Below are 6,372 nucleotides of genomic sequence, written 5' to 3' on the forward strand. Positions count from 1 at the left end.
GCAGCGCCGTGGTGACGAGCCCCTCCCAGTCGCCCGTGACGGGCGCGTCCACAGGAGCGGAGGTCCTGGTCATGAGCTTCCTTTCCGCGGGGCGCCCGGGAGTGGTTGAAGCCTCACCGTTACCGGTTGTCCCGTGATGCCTGAAAGATGCGTTGATTTGGCTGATTCATGGGAAGGGCGGGTCGGGGCGGAAAGACCGGTCCGCCGCCGTCGGTTCAGCACAGGGCCACCGCGTCGCCCGGGCCCTCGGGCCAGGCCGTCAGCGGGGTGAAGCCCTGGTGGCCGCATTCGCCGAAGACCCTGACGGGGGCACCGCCCGACAGGGCGACGAGCCGCCACAGGCCGGGCCGGGAACGCGCGGCGGGGGTGAGCGGCAGCGCCGCGTCCTCGTCGGCGTCCGCCAACTGCCAGGAGCCGCCGTCCGGGGTGGGGACGACCCGGTCCAGCGTCACCGGGACGGACTCCAGCCACGGATCGTCGCGCAGGGCGTCGCCGTAACGGGTCGCCGCCTGCGTCGTCGTTACCCCCGGCGGACGTATGCCCGTGGGCGTGGCCGGTGCGAACTGTTCGCCCAGGGCCACCCGCAACTGCCCGGCGCCCGGGTAGGCGGACATCTCGGCGTCCAGGGTCAGGCCCACCGGCAGCGCCAGCTCCGGGGCGCGGCCGGCGGCGCCGTAGGAGAGGAGCAGCACGGTGCGGTGCGAGCCGGCGCCGTGCAGCCAGATCCGGCGGGTCGTCAGGCGTGGGTCCGTCGTGTCGTACTGGGCGAGCACCAGCCAGCGGTCCCGCACCGGCGGGCCCTCCGCGGAGGCCGGCAGGCCGATCCGGGAACGGACCGTGGCGGCGAGGCCGTCCGGCAGCCGCTCGCGGCGCAGCCAGCCCTGGCCGAGGAGATGCAGCAGCGCGCACTCCTCCAGCAGCCGCACCGGCCAGCCCGGACCGGTGGACGGGATCGCCCCCAGCTCCCGGACCCGCGCGGCAAGGCCCTGCGCCTGGGCGTCGACCATGCGGGCCGCCGTCTCCTCCCAGAGGCCGTAGCCGGACTGCTCCGCTGTCGCCAGGCCGCCGCGCAACAGGTCCGCCAGGCGCTGCTCCAGCTCCACCGCACCCGCCGTGACCCGCTCGGCCCGCCGCTCCGCCCGGCGCCGCGCCGCCTCCGGATCAGCGGACCCGGACGGCGAAGCCGGGCTCTCTCCCGAACTCTTCTCCTCCGCGCGCTTGCGCCGCCCCGCTATCCATTGCCCCGCCCACTCCGGTGCCTGCCCCGACGGCACCGCTCCGTCGCCGCCCGCCCAGAGCAGCAGCAGCCCGAGAGCGTGCTTGCACGGGAACTTGCGGCTCGGGCAACTGCACTTGTACGCGGGCCCGGAGGCGTCCGCGATGTCGACGACCGTCTGATACGGCTTGCTTCCGCTGCCCTTGCACAGCCCCCACACCGTCCCCTCGTCGGAACTCCCCGCCTCGGACCACGGACCCGCCGCGCCGAGTTTGCTTCCCGCTTTGCGTGACGCGGTGTCAGGCGCCAGTGCCAGCACCTGGTCCGCCGTCCAGCGCACCCCCTGCTGAGTCATGCCATCGAAGGTAGATCCCACCACTGACAATCGGCTCCGCGAGCCGCTCCGGCAGGACGTTTTCGCAGGTCAGGGCGCATTGTCAGTGGTGTGGTGCAACGTGGTTGCCAGATCCGAACCGGCCGAGCTGGAGGGGGACTCAGCCATGCCTGTGTCCGTTGAACCGACGTCGCAGACCGACGGTGCCGAGGCGCTGCGGCCGCACGCCGAGGACGCTTTCGCCGGCGAACTCGCCGCACTCGCCGCGCAGGACGACCGCCCGCGCCCGGCCCGCTGGAAGCTGTCGCCGTGGGCCGTCGCGACGTACCTGCTCGGCGGCACCCTGCCGGACGGCACGGTGATCACGCCGAAGTACGTGGGCCCTCGCCGCATCGTCGAGGTCGCGGTCACCACGCTCGCCACCGACCGCGCCCTGCTCCTGCTCGGCGTGCCCGGTACGGCGAAGACCTGGGTGTCCGAGCACCTGGCCGCGGCGGTCAGCGGCGACTCCACGCTGCTGGTCCAGGGCACCGCCGGCACACCGGAGGAGGCCATCCGGTACGGCTGGAACTACGCGCGGCTGCTCGCCCACGGCCCCAGCCGCGACGCCCTCGTGCCCAGCCCGGTCATGCGGGCGATGTCCGAAGGCATGACCGCCCGCGTCGAGGAGCTGACGCGTATCCCGGCCGATGTGCAGGACACGCTCATCACGATCCTGTCGGAGAAGACGCTGCCGATACCGGAACTGGGCCAGGAGGTGCAGGCGGTCCGCGGCTTCAATCTGATCGCCACGGCCAACGACCGCGACCGCGGGGTCAACGACCTGTCCAGCGCCCTGCGTCGCCGCTTCAACACGGTGGTGCTGCCGTTGCCGGAGAGCCCCGAGGCCGAGGTCGACATCGTCTCGCGCCGCGTCGACCAGATCGGCCGCTCCCTCGACCTCCCGGCCGCGCCCGAGGGCCTCGACGAGATCCGCCGGGTCGTCACGGTCTTCCGGGAGCTGCGCGACGGGGTCACGGCCGACGGCCGGACGAAGCTGAAGTCGCCCAGCGGCACGCTGTCCACGGCCGAGGCGATCTCCGTCGTCACCAACGGACTCGCCCTGGCGGCCCACTTCGGCGACGGCGTGCTGCGGCCGGGCGACGTCGCCGCGGGCATCCTCGGCGCGGTGGTCCGCGACCCGGCGGCCGACCGAGTCATCTGGCAGGAGTACCTGGAGACGGTCGTCCGTGAGCGCGACGACTGGAAGGACTTCTACCGGGCCTGCCGTGAGGTGAGCGTGTGAGCGGTACGGGGCGGGGCCGTCAGAGGTGCGTGTGGAGGGGGAGGGGGTTGGCGTGACAGGCGTGGAAAGGGCTGAGGGCGGGAGGGCCGGGGCCGGGCCGCTGCTGCTCGGGGTGCGGCATCACGGGCCGGGGTCGGCCCGGGCGGTGCGGGCGGCGCTGGAGGAGGCCCGGCCGCGGGTCGTGCTGATCGAGGGTCCGCCCGAGGCCGATGCCCTGATCCCGCTCGCCGCCGACGAGGAGATGCGGCCTCCGGTCGCCCTGCTCGCCCATGCCGTGGACGAACCCGGCCGCTCGTCGTTCTGGCCGCTGGCCGACTTCTCCCCGGAGTGGGTCGCCATCCGCTGGGCCCTGGCACACGACGTCCCGGCCCGCTTCATCGACCTGCCGGCCACGCACACGCTGGCCTGGGAGAGGCAGGAGGACGCGACGGGGACCGACAGTGATGGAGAGGGCAACGGCGACGGAGACAGCGACGGAGAGGGCAACGGCGACGGAGACAGCGACGGCCACTCGGGCCCCGGACCCGCCGACCTGCGGATCGATCCGCTCGGCGTGCTCGCCGAAGCCGCCGGCTACGACGATCCGGAGCGGTGGTGGGAGGACGTCGTGGAGCACCGGGGCGTGGGAAAGGGGGACGCGCTCGCGCCGTTCACCGTGCTCGAGGAGGCCATGGGGGCGCTGCGCGAGACCTACGGCAGCGGGGGACACGACCGGGACCTGGTGCGGGAGGCCTATATGCGGCTCCAGGTGCGGGCCGCGCAGCGGGAGTTCGAGGACGGCGTGGCCGTCGTCTGCGGAGCCTGGCACGTGCCCGCCCTGCGGCAGAAGACGCCCGTCGCCGCCGACAAGGCGCTGCTGAAGGGGCTTCCCAAGGTCAAGACGGACATGACGTGGGTGCCGTGGACCCACCGCAGGCTGTCCCGGATCAGTGGCTACGGGGCCGGCATCGAGTCGCCGGGCTGGTACGGGCATCTGTTCAGCGCCCCGGACCGGCCGGTCGAGCGGTGGCTGACCAAGGTGGCCGGGCTGCTGCGCGCCGAGGACCGGATCGTCTCCTCCGCGCATGTCATCGAGGCGGTGCGGCTGGCCGAGACGCTCGCGGCGATGCGCGGCCGTCCGCTGCCCGGCCTGAGCGAGACGACCGACGCGGTGCGGGCGGTGATGTGCGAGGGCTCGGACGTACCGCTGGCGCTGGTGCACGACCGGCTGGTCGTGGGGGACGTGCTGGGGGAGGTGCCGCCGACGGCGCCGGCGGTTCCGTTGCAGCGGGACCTCGCCCGGCTCCAGCGCAGGCTGCGGCTGAAACCGGAGGCGCTGGAGCGGGAGTTGGAGCTCGACCTGCGCAAGGAGACCGACGCCGGCCGCAGCAGGCTGCTGCACCGGCTGCGGTTGCTCGGCGTCGCGTGGGGCGAACCGGCCGCTTCGCGGGGCAGTACGGGCACGTTCCGGGAGACCTGGCGGCTGCGCTGGGAGCCCGAGCTGTCGGTGCGGGTCGCCGAGGCCGGTGTGTGGGGGACGACCGTACTGTCCGCCGCGACCGCGAAGGCCGAGGCGGACGGGGTCGCCGCGCAGGGTCTCGCCGATGTCACCGCGCTCGCCGAGCGCTGCCTGCTGGCCGAGCTGCCGGACGCCCTGCCCACGGTGATGCGGATCCTCGCCGACCGGGCGGCCCTCGACACGGACGTCGGCCATCTCGCCCAGGCGCTGCCGGCGCTGGTCCGCTCCCTGCGCTACGGCGATGTGCGCGGCACGGACACCGGGGCTCTGGGGGAGGTCGCCGCGGGCCTGGCCGAGCGGGTCTTCGTCGGTCTGCCCCCGGCCTGCGCCGCGCTCGACGCGGACGCCGCCGAGGAGATGCGGCGCCATGTGGACGCGGTGCACGGGGCCGTGGGGCTCCTGGGTGACGCACCCACGACGGGACACGGCGATCTGAGAGGCCGTTGGCAGTCGGTGCTGCGCGTGCTGTGCGGGCGGGACACCGTGCCCGGGGTGATCCGGGGACGGGCCGTACGGCTCCTGCTCGACGACGGGGAGCTGGCGCAGGACGAGGCGGCGCTGCTCATGGGGCTCGTCCTGTCCCCGGGCACACCGCCCGCCGACGCGGCCGCGTGGATCGAGGGCTTCGTCGGAGGAGGCTCCGGCGGCGGGATGCTCCTGGTGCACGACGAGCGGCTGCTCGGGCTGGTCGACGCGTGGCTGACCGGGGTGCCGGCGGAGGCCTTCACGGACGTGCTGCCCCTGCTGCGGCGGACGTTCTCGGCGTACGAGCCCGGGGTGCGCCGGACCCTGGGCGAGCTCGTCCGGCGCGGGCCGGGCGCCGGGGGCGGTTCGGCAGCGGCCGGTTCCGGCATACCCGGCTTCGCGGCCGAGCTGGACACGGCGCGCGCGGATGCCGTGCTGCCGGTCGTACGACTGCTGCTCGGGCTGGACGAGGTGGATGAGGTGGATGAGAAAACCGGTAACGACCTGGCGGGGGTGACGGGATGACGACCGAAGGACTGAGGGAGCCGACTCCGAGGACGGAAGCGGCGGACACCATCGGCAACGGGCCCCGGGCGGAAGGCCGGCCGACGACGACCGTGCCGGTGATCCCGCTCTGGGAACGGCATCGCGGGGGAGGACACGGATGACGACCGAGGTGACCGACCCGGCGCAGGAGCGGTTGCGGCGGTGGCGGCTGGTGCTCGGGGGTGACGCGGCGGACGGCACCGGATGCGCGCTGTCGGGGCAGGACGCGGCGATGGACGGGGCGCTCACCGCGCTCTACGGCAAGGGGGAGAAGCCGCAGGGGGGCCGGGACCGTTCGGCCGGGCTGGGGGCGTCGGCGCCGTCCGTGGCGCGCTGGCTCGGGGACATCCGGACGTACTTCCCGTCCTCCGTCGTGCAGGTCATGCAGCGCGACGCCATCGACCGGCTCGGTCTCGCCACGCTGCTGCTGGAGCCGGAGATGCTGGAGGCGGTGGAGGCCGACGTGCATCTCGTCGGCACGCTGCTGTCGCTCAACAAGGCCATGCCGGAGACGACGAAGGAGACGGCCCGGGCCGTCGTGCGCAAGGTCGTCGAAGACCTGGAGAAGCAGCTCGCCACCCGTACCCGGGCCACCCTCACCGGCGCCCTCGACCGCAGCGCCCGCATCAGCCGGCCCCGCCACCACGACATCGACTGGAACCGCACGATCGCGGCCAACCTCAAGCACTACCTGCCCGAGTACCGAACGATCGTGCCGGAGCGGCTCATCGGGTTCGGGCGGGCGTCCCAGTCCACGAAGAAGGAGGTCATCCTCTGTATCGACCAGTCGGGATCCATGGCGGCATCGGTTGTCTACGCGTCGGTGTTCGGGGCGGTGCTCGCCTCGATGCGGACGATCTCCACGCGACTCGTCGTCTTCGACACGGCGGTCGTCGACCTGACGGACCAGCTCGACGACCCGGTCGACGTGCTGTTCGGCACGCAACTCGGTGGCGGTACGGACATCAACCGGGCGCTCACGTACTGCCAGTCGCAGATCACCCGGCCCGCCGAGACGGTGGTCGTGC

4 protein-coding genes are annotated in these 6,372 nt (G+C 73.6%); 3 read left to right on the plus strand and 1 reads right to left on the minus strand.

The features are described 5' to 3' along the window. Window positions 1-215: 215 nt before the first annotated feature. A complete protein-coding gene (locus tag ACFTZL_RS39000) occupies window positions 216-1,571 on the minus strand; it encodes an SWIM zinc finger family protein (protein ID WP_382593459.1) in 1,356 nt (451 codons plus the stop codon). A 145-nt stretch (window positions 1,572-1,716) separates the two neighbouring features. On the opposite strand from ACFTZL_RS39000, the gene ACFTZL_RS39005 reads away from it, so the two are divergent. The 3 genes from ACFTZL_RS39005 to ACFTZL_RS39015 all read left to right on the plus strand — a co-directional run. Then, a complete protein-coding gene (locus tag ACFTZL_RS39005; RefSeq protein ID WP_382593462.1) occupies window positions 1,717-2,835 on the plus strand; it encodes an AAA family ATPase in 1,119 nt (372 codons plus the stop codon). A gap of 52 nt (window positions 2,836-2,887) precedes the next feature. Then, the gene (locus tag ACFTZL_RS39010) at window positions 2,888-5,323 is read left to right on the plus strand and encodes a DUF5682 family protein (RefSeq protein WP_382593464.1); all 2,436 of its coding nucleotides are present in this window, start codon (window positions 2,888-2,890) and stop codon (window positions 5,321-5,323) included. A gap of 139 nt (window positions 5,324-5,462) precedes the next feature. Continuing rightward, window positions 5,463-6,372: VWA domain-containing protein (locus ACFTZL_RS39015; RefSeq protein WP_382593467.1), on the plus strand; the 910-nt coding region annotated here is incomplete at its 3' end.

This window comes from Streptomyces sp. NPDC056948 (genome assembly GCF_042674225.1).
GTDB lineage: Bacteria > Actinomycetota > Actinomycetes > Streptomycetales > Streptomycetaceae > Streptomyces > Streptomyces purpurascens.